Source organism: Wolbachia endosymbiont (group A) of Norellia spinipes, from assembly GCF_964273535.1.
Genome location: NZ_OZ187006.1, coordinates 262,619 through 281,164 on the forward strand (window position 1 = coordinate 262,619; position 18,546 = coordinate 281,164).

The 18,546-nt window shown below is 35.5% G+C and carries 20 protein-coding genes and 1 pseudogene; 11 read left to right on the forward strand and 10 right to left on the reverse strand.

From position 1 onward, the window contains the following. Nucleotides 1-12: 12 nt before the first annotated feature. The 5 genes and pseudogenes from ACFZP3_RS01330 to ACFZP3_RS01350 form a co-directional block, all read right to left on the reverse strand. Nucleotides 13-498: pseudogene (locus ACFZP3_RS01330) on the reverse strand (IS4 family transposase); the annotation flags it as partial. A gap of 243 nt (nucleotides 499-741) precedes the next feature. Further along, entirely contained in the window at nucleotides 742-1,914 is a 1,173-nt protein-coding gene (gene dxr, locus ACFZP3_RS01335; protein ID WP_264688023.1) for a 1-deoxy-D-xylulose-5-phosphate reductoisomerase, read from the reverse strand. Nucleotides 1,915-1,987: 73 nt separating this feature from the next. Beyond that, nucleotides 1,988-2,485, reverse strand: a complete 498-nt coding sequence (locus ACFZP3_RS01340; protein ID WP_264688024.1) for a hypothetical protein — start codon at nucleotides 2,483-2,485, stop codon at nucleotides 1,988-1,990. A gap of 266 nt (nucleotides 2,486-2,751) precedes the next feature. Beyond that, entirely contained in the window at nucleotides 2,752-3,456 is a 705-nt protein-coding gene (locus ACFZP3_RS01345) for an ABC transporter ATP-binding protein (protein WP_264688025.1), read from the reverse strand. Beyond that, a complete protein-coding gene (locus ACFZP3_RS01350; protein WP_264731954.1) occupies nucleotides 3,449-4,231 on the reverse strand; it encodes an MlaE family ABC transporter permease in 783 nt (260 codons plus the stop codon). The genes ACFZP3_RS01345 and ACFZP3_RS01350 overlap by 8 nt, the downstream gene beginning before the upstream one ends. A gap of 331 nt (nucleotides 4,232-4,562) precedes the next feature. Between ACFZP3_RS01350 and rpmF the strand changes: the two genes are divergently transcribed. From rpmF to ACFZP3_RS01365, 3 genes are read left to right on the forward strand one after another with little or no spacing between them, the layout of a single operon-like run. Next, nucleotides 4,563-4,745 carry a 50S ribosomal protein L32 gene (rpmF, locus tag ACFZP3_RS01355; protein WP_010962967.1) on the forward strand — a complete coding sequence of 61 codons (183 nt, stop codon included), beginning with the start codon at nucleotides 4,563-4,565 and terminating at the stop codon, nucleotides 4,743-4,745. A 10-nt stretch (nucleotides 4,746-4,755) separates the two neighbouring features. Next, complete coding sequence (plsX, locus tag ACFZP3_RS01360; RefSeq protein WP_253310008.1) at nucleotides 4,756-5,793, forward strand: phosphate acyltransferase PlsX; 1,038 nt, start codon at nucleotides 4,756-4,758, stop codon at nucleotides 5,791-5,793. After that, complete coding sequence (locus tag ACFZP3_RS01365; protein WP_264688027.1) at nucleotides 5,786-6,742, forward strand: beta-ketoacyl-ACP synthase III; 957 nt, start codon at nucleotides 5,786-5,788, stop codon at nucleotides 6,740-6,742. Before plsX ends, ACFZP3_RS01365 begins: the two co-directional genes overlap by 8 nt. Before the next feature lie 913 nt (nucleotides 6,743-7,655). Here the strand turns inward: ACFZP3_RS01365 and ACFZP3_RS01370 are convergent. Next, on the reverse strand, nucleotides 7,656-8,150 hold the full coding sequence (locus tag ACFZP3_RS01370; protein ID WP_264688028.1) for a Smr/MutS family protein: 495 nt from the start codon (nucleotides 8,148-8,150) through the stop codon (nucleotides 7,656-7,658). 92 nt (nucleotides 8,151-8,242) lie between these two features. On the opposite strand from ACFZP3_RS01370, the gene rlmB reads away from it, so the two are divergent. From rlmB to ACFZP3_RS01400, 6 genes are all read left to right on the forward strand, one after another. After that, nucleotides 8,243-9,007, forward strand: coding sequence for a 23S rRNA (guanosine(2251)-2'-O)-methyltransferase RlmB (rlmB, locus tag ACFZP3_RS01375; RefSeq protein WP_253307272.1), 765 nt, complete (start codon nucleotides 8,243-8,245; stop codon nucleotides 9,005-9,007). Nucleotides 9,008-9,087: 80 nt separating this feature from the next. Further along, nucleotides 9,088-9,810: a Bax inhibitor-1/YccA family protein gene (locus ACFZP3_RS01380; RefSeq protein WP_386086685.1), complete on the forward strand. Its 723-nt coding sequence runs from the start codon at nucleotides 9,088-9,090 to the stop codon at nucleotides 9,808-9,810. Beyond that, nucleotides 9,811-10,347: a cytochrome c oxidase assembly protein gene (locus ACFZP3_RS01385; RefSeq protein ID WP_386086687.1), complete on the forward strand. Its 537-nt coding sequence runs from the start codon at nucleotides 9,811-9,813 to the stop codon at nucleotides 10,345-10,347. A 143-nt stretch (nucleotides 10,348-10,490) separates the two neighbouring features. Continuing rightward, nucleotides 10,491-10,805 carry a GIY-YIG nuclease family protein gene (locus tag ACFZP3_RS01390; protein ID WP_253307275.1) on the forward strand — a complete coding sequence of 105 codons (315 nt, stop codon included), beginning with the start codon at nucleotides 10,491-10,493 and terminating at the stop codon, nucleotides 10,803-10,805. Nucleotides 10,806-10,904: 99 nt separating this feature from the next. Then, complete coding sequence (locus ACFZP3_RS01395; RefSeq protein WP_386086689.1) at nucleotides 10,905-11,882, forward strand: quinone oxidoreductase family protein; 978 nt, start codon at nucleotides 10,905-10,907, stop codon at nucleotides 11,880-11,882. 245 nt (nucleotides 11,883-12,127) lie between these two features. Next, nucleotides 12,128-12,325, forward strand: a complete 198-nt coding sequence (locus ACFZP3_RS01400) for a hypothetical protein (protein ID WP_264688032.1) — start codon at nucleotides 12,128-12,130, stop codon at nucleotides 12,323-12,325. A gap of 802 nt (nucleotides 12,326-13,127) precedes the next feature. Here ACFZP3_RS01400 and ispH read toward each other — a convergent pair. Beyond that, nucleotides 13,128-14,057 carry a 4-hydroxy-3-methylbut-2-enyl diphosphate reductase gene (gene ispH / locus ACFZP3_RS01405; RefSeq protein ID WP_386086692.1) on the reverse strand — a complete coding sequence of 310 codons (930 nt, stop codon included), beginning with the start codon at nucleotides 14,055-14,057 and terminating at the stop codon, nucleotides 13,128-13,130. A 20-nt stretch (nucleotides 14,058-14,077) separates the two neighbouring features. Between ispH and ACFZP3_RS01410 the strand changes: the two genes are divergently transcribed. Then, nucleotides 14,078-15,703 (forward strand): peptidoglycan D,D-transpeptidase FtsI family protein, encoded by a 1,626-nt coding sequence (locus ACFZP3_RS01410; RefSeq protein WP_386086694.1) that lies wholly within the window; start codon nucleotides 14,078-14,080, stop codon nucleotides 15,701-15,703. 2 nt (nucleotides 15,704-15,705) lie between these two features. On the opposite strand, the gene ACFZP3_RS01415 is transcribed toward ACFZP3_RS01410, so the two are convergent. After that, the gene (locus ACFZP3_RS01415) at nucleotides 15,706-16,014 is read right to left on the reverse strand and encodes a hypothetical protein (protein ID WP_253307278.1); all 309 of its coding nucleotides are present in this window, start codon (nucleotides 16,012-16,014) and stop codon (nucleotides 15,706-15,708) included. A 178-nt stretch (nucleotides 16,015-16,192) separates the two neighbouring features. Beyond that, nucleotides 16,193-16,918 carry an isoprenoid biosynthesis glyoxalase ElbB gene (gene elbB / locus ACFZP3_RS01420; protein ID WP_386086696.1) on the reverse strand — a complete coding sequence of 242 codons (726 nt, stop codon included), beginning with the start codon at nucleotides 16,916-16,918 and terminating at the stop codon, nucleotides 16,193-16,195. A gap of 118 nt (nucleotides 16,919-17,036) precedes the next feature. On the opposite strand from elbB, the gene ACFZP3_RS01425 reads away from it, so the two are divergent. Beyond that, the gene (locus tag ACFZP3_RS01425; RefSeq protein WP_386086698.1) at nucleotides 17,037-17,627 is read left to right on the forward strand and encodes a hypothetical protein; all 591 of its coding nucleotides are present in this window, start codon (nucleotides 17,037-17,039) and stop codon (nucleotides 17,625-17,627) included. Nucleotides 17,628-17,642: 15 nt separating this feature from the next. On the opposite strand, the gene ACFZP3_RS01430 is transcribed toward ACFZP3_RS01425, so the two are convergent. Further along, nucleotides 17,643-18,504 (reverse strand): IS630 family transposase gene (locus tag ACFZP3_RS01430; protein ID WP_386086489.1). Its coding sequence is split into 2 segments (ribosomal slippage): nucleotides 17,643-18,180 and nucleotides 18,179-18,504, totalling 864 coding nucleotides; the frame shifts between segments, so codons are not numbered across the junction. Between the last annotated feature and the right edge of the window lie 42 nt (nucleotides 18,505-18,546).

An 18,546-nucleotide genomic window follows, 5' to 3' on the forward strand; every position in this document is an offset into this window, starting at 1 on the left:
TATGAGAAGAGCTATAACTTCGGGTAATTGCTCTTCCGCCAACGTTTGTTCACCTATATTCCAAGCCGTAAAACGAGCACTACAAATCAGCGAAGTACACAAATCAACAAACAAATTGCCAATGGTGCCTGTTGTTCCATTTGGTTCAAACTCGGATACAATTTCCTCAGAGCTGAATACCAGAACCATCTGCTGCAATAAGTCTATAGCCTCTCCAACTCAGGTTCATCCTGATAGGCTGTTTGGATGCTTAAATTCTTGAAAGCCTGTATGGCAAATCTTATACCTTGCTTTAGAAAAAGCTTGCTTTGAGGGTACATGTCAATGGCTCCATAAGTTCACATTCTATTCCCAAACTTTTTTTAACTAACTATAGAAAATACTGTCGAAAAAAGAAGTTTTCTTGTTCGTGTAAAACTCAACACAATGGATTTTCTGAAAAGTTTTCGAGTATATTGCATTTTTAATTTGTAAGATAAGATCTTTTCCTTTTTGCATGCCTCACCTAAAAATGACACATTTTAAACTTTTTTGTTGCAATAAAATAGAAACAAAAGTGCTGTCTCTTGTAGTATTTTACTCCTTAACATCCCTTAAGTTGATGCCATTGCCTGAACGGATACAATTATTCAACCATATTTTTGAAGATAGCTAGTTTCTGTATTTATTTTAAATTGAAGAAAGCTCAAATGAAAGATCGTGTTTTGCTAAAATCACAGAATGCAGTCTGGTTACATTACTCTAGCTATACGCAACAACTTTACTTTCAACAATTTTATTAGCAATAATACGACTTTCACAATCAATATTTATTATATCAGATAGTGAATTAATATCAGTGTAACTATCAAAACTTTCCATTGTTGATTCCACTACCTCTACTATTTTTAAAAAGCCAATTCGTGACTTCAAAAATTCATTAACAGCTATTTCATTTGCAGTATTGAGCACAATACTGTTTGTTTGTGGAGCAGAAGAGTTTAACACTGCCATGCTAAGCTTTAGCGCAGGAAAACGCTTATGGTCTGGTTCTTGAAAGGTCAATTTTCCTTGCTTTGTTAAATCTAATTTACGATTTAAAGCTGATCTTTCCGGCCAAGACAAAGCATATGAAATAGGAATTGCCATGTCAGTTTCTGCAAGCACAGCAAAGTTGAACCCATCCTTATAAGTTACAATTCCATGTACTATTGACTCAGGATGCACTATTGCTTCAATTTTATCCGGGCTGATGTTAAACAAGTTATGTGCTTCTATTATCTCTAGTGCCTTATTCATCATTGTTGCACTATCAACTGAGATTTTCCTTCCCATATTCCAAGTGGGGTGACTAAGCGCCTGATCTACCGTGACATTTCTTAATTGCTCAGAACTATAGTTTAAGAATGGTCCACCAGAAACAGTAAGTATGATCTTTTCTACGCATTTGTCGTCATTTTGCAAAACTTGAAAAATTGCGTTGTGTTCAGAGTCAATAGGGATTATTTGTACGTTTTTTTCTTTAGCTTTTTTAAGTAATAACTTTCCACCGCAAACAATGCTTTCTTTGTTCGCTAGTGCAATGACTTTAGTGCCACTTTCTATGACTTCTATAACTGGCCCAAGGCCTGCGATACCAACTATTGCAATAACTGAGAGATCAACGGGTAGGGAAGCAACATTTACTAGACCTTCAGCGCCAATTGCTATTTTTACATCTGTACCAAGTAGGTTTTCTCTTAAATCTTTGTAAAACCTTTCATCGGAGATAGCAACGTATTTTGCATTCAGCAGTTTTGCTTGGTGTGCCAGTAGAGCAAAGTCTGAGTGGGCACTTAGTGCTTCCACTTGGTATTCTTCTTTTCTCCTTGAGAGCAAATCTACAGTCTTTTTTCCAACACTTCCTGTTGATCCTAAAACTGAAACCTTTTTCACTAAGACAAACTCACAACAATAGCAACTTTTCTTATTAGGTCTTCTCGCATACTATTCAGCAGTTTTTAAGCGTTTAACCAAGTTCATGTCCGTGGTCATCGCCAACAGATGGTGAAGGACCAGGTGAAAAAGATTGACCATGGTGATCACCTGCATCATGCATGTCTTGCAAACCATCAGCATTATGAGCTATTTCATTATTGGCATGAGGGTAATCATCTGAGTGAGGTCCCTCATCACCATGAGCCATATCCATTCCTTCTGATGGCATATCTTCCCCACCTCCACCTGAAAAATGTTCTCCAAGGCTTTCAAGAAATTTTATGCCAAACATATTACCTGATTTTCCAAACAGTGTTACTAAACTACTGCCACTTACCAAACTTTCAAACACGTTACTATAAGCAGCAATTGCTCCTTCATGAAAGTTGAACAACCATTTCATTCCATCCACGACTGTTGAAACAGAGTCGCTATGACCAAGACCAAAACCACTTTTCTCACCAGCAGCCTCTTGGTGTTGCTGCTGCGCTTGCCATTCTGCAATATTTGGACCTTGAGCTTCACTCATAAATTTTTACTCTCAACCTTAAGCTATTATTTTATCACAAATATTGCAAAATATCAATAGAGCTTTTGAATATAGCTAATACAAACAATTTCTGTCATCCTATATATAGCTAAACTGACTTACGACAATTTGAAAAACTACAAATTCGTCATTCCGCTACTAGTTAGCGGAATCTATGCCGAGATACCGCGAATGAATCGCGGTATGACGTGTTGCTTGGGTCAGCTATAGGATCCAGTTTGAAAAAATCCGAATTCCAATGTCTGCTACCTTATATAACGAATGAATTTCTTTATATATTCGTTATTAGTATTTTGTATTTCCTGAACAGTTCCATGGGAAATGATCTCCCCTTCATGTAATACTGCTATTTTATCAGCTATTTTAAATGCGCTATGAATATCATGTGTAATCGTGATAATTGTAGTGTTAAGATCTTTAGATAATTTTATTATTATCTCGTTTACTATATCTGACATAATTGGGTCCAATCCTGAAGTTGGCTCATCTAATACGATGATTTCTGGATTGTGTGCAATCGCCCTTGCAAGTGCTACTCTTTTTTTCATTCCACCTGATAGCTCTATTGGAAACATATCTGCTATGCTTTCCTCCAGTCCAACATCATTTAACTTCTCGATTGCTAGCTGTTTTGCCTCCTTTTTGCTGATATTAAAGCGCTTTTTATAATTAAAAGATATATTTTCCCACACTGTAACGTAGTCAAATAAAGCGGAATTTTGAAATAAAACCCCAAATTTATTTTTGCTTTTACTATTTATTTTAACAGACCCTGAGTCTGGAGCAAGCAAGCCGATAATTGTTTTTGTTAGTACAGATTTGCCGCTTCCTGAGCCGCCAAGTATGACTAATGATTCCCCTTTTAATATATCGAAACTTAGATCTTTTAGTACTGTCCTATCATCAAAAGATAAGCTTAAGTTCAATATTGATATTATGGGGTTACGCATGTATCAAAGTAATCATGTAGTTTGCTAAAATGATCAGTATGGACGATAAAACAACAGTTGATGTTGTAGCAACACCTACTCCTCGTGCACCTTCTTTGCAATGATAACCGTAATAGCAACTTGAGACAGAAATTATGGCGCCAAAAGCAATTGCTTTTATTAGCCCAACAATAAAATCGTACATATTAAAGAACTGAGCTGTGTATTTAATGTATATATTTAAATTGTGGTTAAATTCGAAGACTGCAGTGATACATCCTCCAAATATTCCTATTAGATCTGCACATACTGTAAGTATGGGAAATACTATGATTGACGCTAAAATCCTTGGTGCAATTAAATACTTGAAAGGGTTGATGTTCAAAGTTGTAAGGGCATCTATTTGCTCGGTGATGCGCATTGTACCAATTTCTGCTGCAATTGATGATCCAACCTTCCCTACCATTATTAAGCTGATCAAAACTGGTCCTAACTCTTTAATGATAGTGATCGTAACAAGTTTGGGTATTATCTGCTCTTGGTTAATTAATGAGTCACTCAAGCTGCTTTGTAAAACTATCGCCGCTCCTATAAAAACTCCAGTGAGCCCAACAATTGGCAGAGAGAAAAAGCCTATCTCTATAATTTGTTTTGCTACGTTGCTAAAATAATATGGTGGCACAAAGCAGTGGTATAGAGATTGAATAAAAAATATGAATGCACTACCAAGCCTTAACAAAAAATTGATAAAGTACCTACCAATTATTCTAACACTATTTATATCAAAAAAGCTCACTTTGTATTCATTTTAGCTAGAGGTTAGTCTTACTGATTTTATTAAAATTTTTATTAACTTTATCGCAAAGTATAGCTGAGATATGTTTTAAGTTCAACATACTTGATGTTTTAATTTAAAGCTTAACCCAAGAAAGGTTTCCCTACGTCATACCGCCGCGGCGCTAACTAGTAGCGGAATGACGGTTTTTCAAATTGTAGGTAAACCTAAGCCACTTTAGCTATAGGACTCAATTACATAAGCAAACCTTACTTATTTTATTATCCCTGTTTACTTCTTGTAAAAAACATGTTATTAATGAATTGAATTTTGTAGTAGAATGGAGGAAGTTTTGGCAGTTCCAAAAAGAAAAAAGTCGAAGTCAAGGCGTAATATGCATCGTTCTCATCATGCTATTGAGCCTAAGAATGTTGTGGTATGTTCAACAACTGGAGAATTCATGTTGCCTCACAATGTAGCAGTAGATGGCAGTTACAAAGGAAAACGAGTTTTCATTAAGCAACAGGCAGAATGACTATTATGGTATGTTACCTACGGTCAATAATCACATAGTTATTGCACTTGACGCTATGGGGGGCGATTTTGCGCCTCTTTCCGTAATTCAGGGTGCTGGTTTTTTTTTGGATAATCTTGTTGACCCAGGCATTAAAGTTCTTTTTCATATTTATGGAGATAAGGAAAAAGTATCTCCTTTGCTTTTGAAATATAAAAAAGTAAGTAACAATTCTGAGTTTACTCATTGTTCTGACAATGTCCTTGCAAATGATAAGCCATCTTTTGCGCTGAGACATCGTAAAGACTCAAGTATGAAAGCTGCAATTGTTGCAGTGAAAGAAGGTAAAGCTTTCGGAGTGGTATCTTCAGGCAACACCGGGGCGTTGATGGCAATTTCCAGATTTATTTTAGGAACATTACCAAATATTTATCGTCCTGCTATTGTCTCTATCTGTCCAACTAAGACAAAAAGCTTCGCTTTGCTTGACCTTGGTGCAAATGTCGATTGTAATGCCGATTCGTTATTCCAATTTGCATTAATGGGAAGTATATTTGCAAAAGTAGCGCTAAAAATTGACAATCCTGAGGTTGCTTTGCTAAATATCGGTACAGAAGAAGTTAAAGGTAATGACTCAGTGCGCGGCGCTTTTGAGTTGCTTAAAAACGCTCCAGGCATTAATTTCAAAGGGTATATAGAGGCAAGTGAATTTTTAGAGGGTAATATAGATGTGATTGTTGCTGATGGTTTTGTTGGCAATGTAATGCTCAAAACAGCTGAGGCAACCGCTAGTACTTTTATCAATCTAATAAAGCAGGAAGTATTCAACTCGTGGATAGCGAAAATGCTTATTGGTATATTGTTAAAATCTAAACTAAATAAAGCATTAACGCGTTTTAATCCCAAAATTAGAAGTGGAGCTATGTTTTTAGGGCTGAATGGTATCATCATTAAAAGTCATGGAAATTCTGATGCTATTTCTTTTGCCCATGCTATAAAATTTGCAGTAAATGCAATTAGTGAAAATTTAAATCAAAAGATAATTAACGGGGTAAGTCATATTGAATAAAAGTTTCATATTAAGCACTGGATCTTATCTACCAAGAAAAACGTTGAGTAACAACGAAATTGCATCGATAGTTGAGACAAGCGATAAATGGATAAGGCAGAGAACAGGAATAGTTCAAAGGCATATAGCAGATGAAGGAGAATTAACGTCAGATCTAGCTGTAAATGCAGCAAAAAGTGCTATAGAAAAAGCTAAAATTTCAGTAGATGAAATTGACTTGATTATAGTTGCAACAACAACGCCTGATAAAACTTTGCCTAGCTGTGCAACGATTGTACAAAGTAAGTTAAAATGTAAAAACGCATTTTCTTTTGATGTACAAGCAGCATGCTCTGGTTTTATATATGCAGTTACAGTTGCTGATTCGCTCATAAAATCTAACAATAGAATTAAATATGCGCTCGTTATTGGTGCTGAAATAATGTCTAGGATTGTTGACTGGGAAGATAGGTCAACTTGTGTACTCTTTGGTGATGGTGCTGGTGCAGTGATAATAAAATCGGAAATGGGTAGCAGCGTCATCATATCAACAAACTTACACTCTGATGGCAATGTGGACATATTATGTACGAACGGAGGGGTATCCTCTACTGATGATTCTGGAAAAATATGCATGAATGGAAGAGAAGTGTTTAAACATGCAGTGGATAAGTTAACAGCCTCAGTAGAGGAAACACTAAGATGCAATAATTTGAAAATCACTGATATTGACTGGTTAATTCCCCATCAAGCAAACATTCGTATTATTGAAGCAGTAGTAAAGAAATTAGATTTTCCTATAGAGAAAGTGATTAATACCGTTGATAAGCATGCAAACACCTCAGCAGCGTCAATTCCACTGGCCTTAGACTATGCAATACAAGAATCAAAAATAAAATCAGGAAATCTGGTACTGCTGATTGCAATAGGTGCAGGTCTCACATGGGGTTCCGTGTTGCTGCGCTATTAGACTTCTTGCATTACCTCCTGTTACCCAACTCGTAGAACATCACACCATAGGGCACAGCATAACTGTATGAACATTGTGATTTGAGTCCACCAGATCTAAGTAGCTTGACTACTTGATTGGATGCTGAGTTGGTGAGTATAAAAGTATAGCTAACGCTGTCATACCGCCCACAACTGTACGAACATTGTGATTTGGTCCCATCAGGAGGGTGTCATCCGAGTAGCTTGACTACTTGGATCCAGGAATTTTAATTGTAAGTAAGCATACTGAGTTGATAAGTATAAAAGTAGCTAGAAAATAAACATTTTTGATGAGATTATATGGAAAACTGGATCCCAGTGTCTGGGCACTGGGATGACAGCAGTCCTACGTCATAACGCGATTCATTCCTACGTCATACCGCGATTCATTCGCGGTATCTCTTAACATAGATCCCGCTAACAAGCAGCGGGATGACACCTCTCTTGGGCTCTTTTAGCTACAAACATTAAGAAATTTACCAAATGAAAAAAAAGGCAAAGAACTCCCGTGGTGCGAGTTTTGACTCTATATTACTGTAAGTGGCGCTGTAATAATGTGCTGACGCTTAGTTTAAGCGCGTTTTGGCTGAATGTAGAAAAAATTTAAAAGACATGCAGCCGCTATAATTTTATGTAATCCGCCAAAAAATACCCTAAGTTTTTTACTGAATTTTGTCATTGAGCCTGCAGGTCAAAAACAAGTTTTGAGTCATAAATACCCTTATTGTCATAATAAGGGGGCTGGCGGAGTTTGTCAAGGAAGTTTTTTCGTTTCTGCGGGCTACTTGAATAACGGCTACAATGTTTGTACAATTGTGCGTAACGCGCTGCCGAACACTGGTTTTTATATGGCTATATAAGAAAAATTAAGGCTTAAAAGGAAACTTAAGCAGCTAATAGGGCCTAAGCCTTTTTAATAAAACATAAAAAGCCCCTTTACCACCATGTTTTTTCGTAGCTTGCTGGTAGTATAGAACCATATGCTGGATTTTAGTATCATTTAACCACTTATTTAAGTTATTCTTTATAGTGTCTGTTTTATTTGTTGCACTGCCGTATCCCGTAATTACCAATAAACATCTATTTCCTGCTCGATAATTTTTGATAATAAAATCTATCAATTTACAGTAAGCATCCTCTATACTATAGCCGTGCAAATCGAGCTTATCGCTTATAAAATATTTACCCCTATCAACTTTTGATTTTGTGTTTTGGTCAAGACAAAATGATGAGTTACCATTATTGGTATTAAGAAAATTCCTTTGTAAGTCGGAGGTACCTTTATCAACCATAGACTTTATATTTACTTTATGATTAACTTTTAAAGTAACTTTTCCACATTCTATTGGCTTAACATTTTTTTGCCAATCCAACTCATCGTCCGACATAAACGCATTAATCGAATTGTATAATTTTACAACAATATCCAAACATAGTAAAATGTTGCTTATTCTATAAAAATCAGATTTTCGATAATACGATGAAATCGTCAAAAACTAATGAGAATTTTTGGCTGTATGGAAAGCACACCTGCATGTCAGCACTGAAGAATAAAAATAGGCGGTGTATAGAACTATTAGCAACAGAAAATTTCTATAGAGAACACGAAAAAGAAATTAGGCAATGTGCAAATAGTAAGGGCATTAAAGTTCGATTAGTAGAAAACAAAATACTTAATGACGTTTTATCTAAAGGTGCTAACCATCAAGGAATTGCTTTAAATGTTGCCCCTATTCTTTGTAACTTAAGCATCGAAGAAGTAGCTGAAAGCTCAAACGACAGCTCTACTATAGTCATTTTAGATCAAGTCACTGACACGCACAATATTGGGTCAATTTTAAGAACTTCAGCTTGTTTTAATGTCAACGCATTGGTTTTACCACATAACCACTCACCGAGTGAAAATGCATCTATTGCAAAAGCAGCAAGTGGAGCTTTAGATATTGTTCCGCTAATATACGTTACAAATATAGTAAAAACTATGCAGTATTTAAAAAAGGTCGGCTACTGGTGTTACGGGTTTGATTGCAATGCTAAAGAAAATATAGATGAAATAAAGAGCTTTGAGAAAAAAAGAGTAATCATTTTTGGTTCTGAAGAGAAAGGAATGCGGAGGTTAGTTAAAGAAAATTGTGATTATCTTTTAAAAATCCCAATGTCAAACGTAATTGACAGCTTAAATGTTTCAAATGCAGCAGCAATAGGCCTATATTCTATTTATATTAAAACAAATGCCAGCGCATAACTGTTTATAATAAAAATACTTGATAAAAATGTGGTTTTATATTATAATGTGTTAAATAATGGACAAAAGGAGTTGTATTTATGTCTTACATGAGAAATGAACAGGATATCCGCTCTCAGGGCGTTTATTATAGCGCTGGGCTCAGAAGTTACCTAACTAAAGTATATAATTACATGGCTTTAGCTTTAGGCGTTACAGGGCTTATTGCGTTTCTAACGGTATTTTCTGGTCTTTTTCAGGTAATTCATTCTAATCCTGTTCTGTCGCTTGTGATAATATTCTCTCCAGCTGCATTGGTGATCTATATGCGGTATAGAATTCAACACCTAAGTGCTCAGTCTGCCGTTACTATATTTTTCTCGTTCTCAGTGTTAATGGGGCTTTCCTTATCTTATATTTTTATAGTTTATACTGCAGAAAATATAGCAAGAGCGTTTTTCATTACATCAATTATGTTTGGCTCTATGGCTTTATATGGTAATACCACAAAAAGAGATCTTACAAGTATGGGCTCTTTCTTGATTATGGGAGTCTTGGGGATAATTATAGCATCCATAGTAAATTTATTCCTTGGAAGTAGTCCTCTCTACTTTGCAATATCGTTCATATCAGTAATAGTCTTTACCTTAATGACTGCGTATGATGCTCAAAGAATCAAGGACGTTTATTATAAATATAACGACGGATCAGAAGTCGCTACTACTAAATTGGCAATACTGGGTGCAACTGATCTTTATTTTAACTTTATTAACATATTTCTCAATCTACTCAGGTTACTTAACTTGTTCAATAATAGGGACTAGATGTTTTCCTTTTTAAGGAAAGGTAGTAAGAATTCTATAGTTTTCTTTTTAATATCTTTAGTCGTGTTGATGCTATGTCTTGCATATGCATCGGTGCCACTATATAGCATTTTCTGTAAAGCTACCGGGTATGGTGGCACAACAAGAAAAGTAACTAATGCAATAATAAGTGCAACTGACCAAAAAATCAGGGTCCACTTCAATGCTGATATAATGTCCGATCTACCTTGGGAATTTAAATCAGAAACTAACTACGTTGACGTAAACATAGGAGAACAAAGTTTAGCATTTTATTACGCAAAAAATCTATCTGATCATCTTTCATTTGGTATGGCAGTATATAACGTTACGCCTTTCAAAGCAGGTAAGTATTTTAATAAAGTTGCATGCTTTTGTTTTGAAGAACAAATGTTGCTACCAAAACAAAAAGCTGCTATGCCCGTATCTTTCTATATAGATCCTGAGATAATGCTTGATAGTAATACAAAAGATTTGAGCGAAATAACACTATCATACACGTTTTTTAAGCTTAAGTAACAAACTTTTTCCTATTGTCATCCAAAGCTGAAAGAAGGTATCCGTTCAGGATAGCGGCAAGGTAGTATAACCATAGAGTAAAAGTGAGTTTACAACAAATGGTGTCATCCCAGTGCTTGACACTGGGATCCAGGTTACTATATATGAAAAGTTATTATGTTTATATACTTGCAAGTGAACGAAATGGAACCCTGTATATAGGTATAACATCAAATTTAATTAAACGAATTTGGGAGCATAAAAGCAAAGCCATTTCCGGTTTCACGTCAAAGTACAATGTTAGTAAATTAGTCTACTTTGAGGAGTTTCAAGACATAAATTTAGCAATTAGTAAAGAAAAGCTTCTAAAAAGCTGGCAGAGAAAATGGAAAATAAACTTAATTGAAAAAACAAATCAAGAATGGAAAGATTTATATGATGAAATCGTATCTGGATTCCAGCGTCACGCGCTGGAATGACAGGAGGTAACGCAAGAAGTCTATTGATTGTGAAAACAATAACTTTGCAAAATATTAATTATTAGATAACATAATCAAAGTTTTTATCTTACATTCATCATGGTTAGAGCTATACAAATTAAAAAAACTGGGGGGCCAGAAGTATTAGAATTTGTAGATAAGAATATAAGTGAGCCAAAAGGCGAGGAAGTTTTAGTACGTCACACAACTATCGGCTTAAATCGTTATGATTTAGAGCACAGAAAAGGTACACGCAAAATTAAAAATTTACCATCAGTGCTTGGAGTGGAATCAGTTGGGGTTATTGAAAAACTTGGTAAAAAAATCAGTGATGGATTCAAAGTTGGAGACAGAGTTGGATATTGCACAGCTCCTCCAGGGGCATATTGTGAAAAGCGCATTATACACCAGAAATATCTGATAAAAATTCCAGATGACATATCTGATGAAGTTGCTGCTGCAGTGCTGTTTAAAGGTATGACAGCTCACTATTTAGTTAATCAATCTTATAAAGTTAGGCCTAGTGCTTTCGTGCTAGTTCATGGGGCTAATGGTGGTTTAGGACAAATAATATGCCAATGGGCAAAGGATAAAAAAGGTGTAGTGATAGGCTCTGTAAGCTCTGATGAAAAAATGAAGACAGCTTTACAAAGTGGCTGTACATACGCAATAAACTACAATGATAAAGACTTCGTTTCTAAAATTATGGAGATTACGCAAAACAGAGGAGTAGGTGCAGTGTATGACCCCATAGGTTACGCTACAAGCAAGCTCTCTTTTGAATCTTTAGGCAGGTTCGGCATATACGTTTCCTATGGGCAGATATCAGGTAACGCTCCTATTAGTTTTTCTTTACTTAGTTCACGTTCGTTATTTGCAACTGGAACCTTAATATACCATTATAAGCATGATAGATTCACATTAGTGCTTACCACAATGGAAATCTTTGAGATGATAAGAAAAAAACTTTTAACTGTACGGATCAATAAAAAATATAAATTTGATGAAATAATTCAAGCCCATCGTGATATGGAAAATAGAAAAGTAAGTGGGTTAAATATTATTAAAATCTCTTAAATAAATTAGTAATTTAAACTAACCATTCATTAAATCATATCAACTAGAATTTCACATATTTAATTCTCCTTTTGGGGAAATTAAAAGCATATAGCTAAACTGACTTAGGCTTACCGACGATTTAAAAAACCATCATTCCGCTACTCGTTAGCGGAATCTATGCTGAGATACCGCGAATAGACTTCTTGCATAACCCAAATTAAGTAGAAAAAGGTATCATCCGAGTAGCTGACACTGGTTCCTTTATGACGGCAGTAGCCCCTTCTCCTGTCATCCCAGTGCCCAGATACTGGGATCCAGTTTCACCTTATGATGGTGTCATGAAAGTAGCTGACACTGGTTTCCATCCAAGACGGTGTCATTCCAGTCTGGAATCCAGAAAAAAGAATGGTGTCATCCCAGTGCCCAGACACTGGGATCCAGGAATTTTATTAAGTTGGTAAGCATAAAAATAGATGTTTTACGTTAAAATACAACGTTTTCGATGAGATTATATGGAAAACTGGATCCCAGTTTCAAGCACTGGGATGACAAAAAAAGGAGTACTGGAATGACAGCAGTCCTACGTCATACCGCGATTCATTCGCGGTATCTCAGCCGCTAACTGTTCTCCCTCGTCATACCGTCACGGTATCTCTAGATCCCGCTAACAAGCAGCGGGATGACGATTGTCGTTTAGCTATAAATATTTAAGAAATTTACCAAACGGAAAAAAAGGCAAAAGAAGCCCCGGTTAATATCTATTTTCAGTATTGGCGTTTTTTAAGTCTTAAACACTGCAATTTGGCTGCTTTTAAATGCAACTCACCTTATCTCAAATGTTTAAGAAATTTACTAAGCAGAAAAAAAGGCAAAAGAAATCCCTTGGTAATTAGTGTTCACTCTCTAATCCTTCAAATTGGCGTACTATACTGTCTTAAACGACTTATAAGCGCGTTTCAGCTTATATAGGTAAAAACCCAGAATATTTGAAGACATAAGGTGCACATAGTGCAAAAAATTAAAAATAAGACGCCAACTACGTTGTTTTTTTGCTGTTTAATCTGCACAGATGAAGATAACTGAATACCTTCAGTTTCATGATAAGGGGGCTGGCGGAGTTTGTCAAGTAAGTTTTTCGTTTCTATTCCCAATAAAAGTTTGTTATAAGGTTATGCAAGAAGTCTAATGAATCGCGGTATGACGTCTTAGCTATAGATGCTGATTTGTGTGATTTCAAGAGAAGCTTAGTAGATAAGTTGTGTTTTAAACCAAATTCGGTATTTTAAACTGAACATTTTCAATAATACCACCTGGCATCACTGAAATTTTTACACTCAGGTTTACTTTTAGGTAGTCCATTAATTCATCAACCAATATGTCAGGAGCAGAAGCACCTGCAGTGATTCCTATCTTTTCTACGCCATGAAACCAGCTTTTATTCACACAGCTGTAATTATCAATTAAGTAGGCTCTTTTTCCTCTGGCAGTGCACAGATCTAATAAGCGGTTTGAATTTGAGCTATTTTTACTTCCTACAACTAACACCATGTCTACAATTTCAGCTAGCTTTTTAACAGCATTTTGTCTGTTTTGTGTTGCATAGCATATGTCCTTTAAATCTGGACCTGTTATGCTTGGAAACCTGAGCTTCAGGGCAACAATAATTTCACGGGTATCGTCGATGCTTAACGTGGTTTGTGTAACATAAGATAAATTATCTGGATCTTTAACTTTTAAATTGCGTACGTCCTGCACAGTTTGCACTAAAATGATAGGATTATTTACTCTTCCTCTAATTCCCTTAACTTCTGGATGGTTTTCATGCCCAATGAGAATTAGTTCTTTACCACCGTTTTCATACCTTTTTGCCTCTTTATGCACTTTGCTGACTAAAGGACATGTTGCATCAATCACTTGAATATCCTTTCTTTTTGCCTCATCTTCTATATTTTTTGACACTCCGTGCGCGCTGAAGATCAGTATTCCTCCATTATCTTCAATTTCCTCGATACTGTTCACAAAAACCACTCCTTGTCTCTTAAAGTCCTCTACTATATATTTATTGTGAACAATTTCGTGTAGCACATAAACTTGGTACTTGTTTTTGTATTTTTCTAAAGTAATAGCTAATATGTCCACAGCTCTTTTTACCCCGGCACAAAAACCTCGCGGCTCAGCTAAGATAATTTCCATTTTTGTCAAATCAAGTAAATATGCAAGCATTACTTAAAAATAAGCTCCGCTCACTGTGTTTTATAGTACCATTATTTACGTTTTATATAATAATTATTTTTCGCATATTCTCTTTAACATTTGATCAACCTACTACTTCAGAAAATTTTAGAAAAGATAATACAGTATATAAACAACCTGATATTTTAGATAGAAATGGAGTGGTAATAGCAACAAATGTGCCCACAACATCACTATATACAGATGCAACCAAAGTAAAGAATCCGGAAAGTATAGCAGCACAACTGTGTTCTATTTTGAATGATCTTGAATACGAGAATTCATATAGAGTACTTACTTCAAAAAAGAAATTTGCTTGGGTAAAGCGGCACTTGACTCCAAAAGAACTGTTAGCAATAAAAAATGCCGGCGTGCCAGGAATAAACTTCTATAACGATGTAAAACGTATATATCCTCACAGTAATTTATTTTCACACGTGCTTGGTTACACTGACATAGATGGCAACGGTATTGCAGGAGTTGAGGCATATATAAGTAAAAACAAACAACATTCTGTTATCCAAGTAGCTGACACTGGGGTCCAGAAAAAAAATACGTGGATTCCAGCATTACGCGCTGGAATAACACCTTACCATGGTATTCAACTATCCTTAGATACACGAGTGCAAAGCATAGTGCATGAAGAGCTAACTAAAGCTGTAAGCAGATATCAGGCACTCGGCGGAGTAGGAATTGTTTTAAATGTGAGAAATAGTGAAGTCATCTCAATGGTCAGTCTGCCTGATTTTAACCCCAACCTACAGAATAAGGCAGAAGACGTACAAAAGTTTAATCGCGCCAGTCTTGGGGTGTATGAGATGGGGTCGGTATTAAAATTCTTTACAATAGCCGCAGCGCTTGATGCAAACGTTGTAAAAATTGATGATTTATATGACGTGTCAAAGCCAATCACTATTGGGAAATATAAAATTTATGATCTTCATGAATTTAAGATTCCGGAAATCACTGTGCGAGATATATTTGTGAAATCATCCAACATTGGTGCAGCAAAAATTGCAGTTAAATTAGGTATTGAAAAACAAGTAGAATACTTTAAAGCTATGAAGCTATTTTCTCCTTTGAAAATAGAAATACCAGAAAAATCTACACCGATAATCCCGGATAAATGGAGTGAAAACACTTTAATAACAGCATCTTATGGTTATGGCATAGCTGTAACTCCTATACATCTTGCACAAACTGCAGCAGCATTAATCAACAATGGGTTATTTCATAACGCAACCTTGATGTTGAATAAGAGAAGTATAGGAGAGCAAATTATCTCAAGAAGAACTTCCAGGGAAATGAGAAAATTATTACGCGCAGCAGTAACGGATGGCACTGGCAGCAGAGCAAAAATAAAGGCATATTCAATAGGGGGAAAGACTGGATCGGCGGAAAAAGTTGTAGATGGTAAATATAGCAAAGATGCAAACATAGCGTCATTTATAGGAGTGCTAACCATGCTTGACCCAAGGTATATAGTGCTAATTGCTATTGATGAACCTCAAGGGATACACCATACCGGGGGAATAATTGCTGCGCCTATAGTAAAGAACATTATAAATAGAATAGCACCTATACTAAATGTTACACCTGAGATGTAAAATTATGATTGCTTTACTATAACTTCAAATCTATCATTACCAAAATTCTTATTAATATACCAAGAACCATCATCTTTAGTTACAAATTCAAGACCTTTAAGGTCTCTTTCTATTGTCTTTCCATTTTGACCATCAATAGCGATATTAATATCGAATGTAATAACGTCTAGATTTATCATAGCTTCTTTCCCGCTGCACGAATTTAGACTGAACTTGCCTAACATAACATCATTAAAACTCACTTCCCCTGTATAGACATCACACTGACCGTCCATACAACACGTAGTTTCAATATAGAAAAGGTCTGACATATAAAATACCTTACGTTTATAAAAAAAGAGCTAAATATATATAGCTAGTGCAGCCCTACGCCATACCACTAACAAGTAATAGTCAGTAAACCTAGGTCTCTTAGCTATATAACCATAATACAGCTAGGAATGTAAAGTTCAACAGTTAATTGTGTAAGGAAGTCTAAATTACTACATCTTAGAGGAATGGTTGTTTAGTTTTTTTGTTAATCTTTTTTACCATACTGTCAATCATATGCTTTATCCCTTGATATACAGAGTATGTACTTTCGTCGCTACGCATATAAGCAGAACAGGAAAATACATTATACTCTTCGTCTTCTATTGATAACCCTGTATCGCACTTTATGTGTTTGCCGCCAAGCTTCTCTATCAACTGTTCTTTGTCATCTCCTATAGTTACCTTAATCTCACTTTCTTCTTTACCTATCTTGCTACTTAAAATTGAAACAATTACGGCTGGAGATATGCATATTGCTCCTATTGGCTTTTTTGTGACAAAAAATTCTGAAACTAATCTTTCAAATTCAGGCATTACTGTCACCATGTCTTTATTTTCAGCTAAGTCAGATAAATTTTTCGCAACCCCGTATCCACCAGGTACGACTAGCATGTCAAAATTTTCAGCTTTGGCTTCTTTTAAGTCATATATTTCGCCTCTTGCGATTCTTGCTGCTTCTACAAGTACATTCCTTTTTTCTTTCACTGCCTCCTTTGTTTTATGATTCATAACTTGTGTGATATTGATGTCAGGTGCAAAGCATTTAACATCCACTTCCTGCTGATCAAGCACAAGCAGACTTAAAACCGCTTCTCTTACCTCTGCACCGTCAAGGTGACCACACCCTGATAAAATCACAGCAGCTTTTAATTTTTTTTCACCCATAAAGTACCTTGATTGCATATAATCTAGATATTTTAATACAAATTCTATATTTGGAAAGGGGTATGTTATATCAATTATGATATAATTAATAATTAGTATGTATAATTAGGCATATTTACAGTCAATGGAGTAAAATGTGGCTGAGTTCTTTGATAATGAAACTGACTACCAAGAACTAAGAAAAGCTATTTCAGATATAATAGAAAGCATCGCACAATTCCCACAGGAAGAAAAAGGGAAGTTGTTTGAAGCCCTATCAGAACAAGTTAAAGGGATGAATCTCAAAGATTTAGGTTTAGCGATTAATGACCAAGGCTTGCAAAAGGAGGTAAACAAAGAATTATTTATAAAATTCATTGAAGAAGCACTTAAAGGGTTAACTTCTGAAAACGTTGACTCAAAAATAATAGAAGAGGCGTTAAAATCTGTTAATCAGCAAGCAATAAGTAATGTTATAAATAATAATAAAGGTCCGCTGGACAATCTAGTCAATTATTTTAAATCAGCATCTGCAAATAAAAAAATTGGAATAGCTTCTACAGCAATAGTATTGGGAGTAGCATTTTCTCCGCTTATTGTGCTTGCTACATTAATAGCGCTTGTAGCTATTGGAGCGCGTTATGTAGGAATAGGTATAGGAAAGGCAGGGGAAAAAATAAAAGAAGGAGCGATTGAAGCAGGAAAAGCAGTGAAAAGTTCATATAAGGATTTAATAGATAAATTATAGCTCTTCTCATAATAGTCAGAATAAAAAAGCAGAATCAACAGCTTGACGGAAAGACTTAAAAATAGGGATATTTTTTCTAGCTCTATTCTTTATAGCAAACCAATTATGCTCAATTTCGTTAAAGTCTGGAGAATATGGAGGAAGATAAAGAATTTCAGCACCAACTCCTCTAGCAAGATTATCTATTTTTTTAGATTTATGGAATGTAGCGTTATCAAGAATTACAGTTTGGCCAGACCTTAAAATTGGAGTTAAAAACTGCTCAAACCAAGCCTCGAAAACATCCTTATTGCAGTATCCTTCAAAGGTCAATGGAGCAATGATCTTCCTTTTATTTAGAGCTGCAATCATACTGACACGCTGAGTTTTTTTACCTGATTTTAATGAATGAAACCTCTCTCCTTTTCTGCAATATCCGTATGGGTAGTCTTCTGTATTATCTATTCCAGATTCATCAATATATACAAGATTTTCATGACGTTTTGTTGCTATAACCTTTAAAAATTGAGCTCGCTTTCCTTCATTTCTTTCTTTATATCCGTAGGTCTTTTTTTCTTGTAAATCCAATATTTTTAAGTGCGCGGTGAATCGTTTGTCGACTGATATTACCCCAGAGTTTAGCCATCTCTGACTGAGTTTTGCCACCATGGTTTTTTGCAAATTTGGTAAAAACATTCCAGTCAGTAATTTTATGGTTATATCCTACGCTTCCAGGCTTTTTTGACTGAAAATCTCCCGTTTCCTTACGCCTTTTCTGCCACTCATATAGAGTCGTTTTTCCAATTTTAAATCTCTCTGCAACAGTTGCTCTACTTTCTCCTTCATCCAATGCCTCCATTGCTTTTTTCCTTAAATCGTAACTATACGCTGCTGGCATACAAACCCCACTACCATAAATCCATATCTTAACTTGTTTGGA